The 730-nt window shown below is 58.2% G+C and carries 1 protein-coding gene; it reads left to right on the top strand.

What is annotated here, in order from left to right:
• Positions 1–89: 89 nt before the first annotated feature.
• Positions 90–730 (top strand): IS4 family transposase (locus tag GWQ29_RS21205; RefSeq protein WP_275920254.1); only part of this gene is annotated, 641 nt, incomplete at its 3' end.

Raw genomic sequence — 730 nt, 5'->3', positions numbered from 1 at the left:
AAATCCCCAAGCGTCGCTTGGGGATTTTTTTGAACTTCTCTCCCATTCTGTGATCTGAACCTTTCATCGCTCTCTTCCCTGGTTCTAACATGCCCTTCACTCAACCGGCGCACTGGGCGCAGGCACAGTTTGGTCACGCCAACCTCAACGACCCAAGGCGCACCAGAAGGCTGGTTGCCCTCGCCACTGCCCTTGCTCATCAACCAGGAGATTGCGTGTCACACCTTCCCCTCTCACCTGCTGATAGGGAAGGCGCATACCGCTTCATTCGCAGCTCACATGTCAGTGCCGAAGCCATTGCTAACGCAGGCTTTGCTGTCACCGCCGCCCATGCCAGAGACCATTCCCTCTTGTTGGCGCTGGAAGACTCCACCGCCCTCACGTTCAATCATGCCAGCGTCAAAGACGAGTTGGGCCACACCAATCAGGGCAGCAGCCGCGCCCTGCTGGCTCACTCCGTACTGCTGTTCGCGCCGCAAAAGCGCAAGGTGGTTGGCTTGGCCGCCCAGCAAATCTGGACCCGCGATGTCAGCAAACGAGGACAGCGTGCCCAATACGCGACCCGCCCCTATGAGGAGAAAGAGAGCTACAAATGGGAGCAAACCGCCAAGACGCTCGCCACCCGGCTTGGCTGCACCATGGCGAACGTTATTTCGGTCTGTGACCGGGAAGCGGATATCTACGAATACCTGCGCTACAAGCAGAAACATACCCAGCGCTTCGTGGTGCG

Origin of the sequence: Aeromonas sp. 2HA2, from assembly GCF_029237345.1 — a bacterium.
Classification (GTDB): Bacteria; Pseudomonadota; Gammaproteobacteria; order Enterobacterales; family Aeromonadaceae; genus Aeromonas; species Aeromonas salmonicida.
Note: the sequence above shows the minus strand (reverse complement) of the source record. Positions and strands in the feature narration are given on the sequence as shown.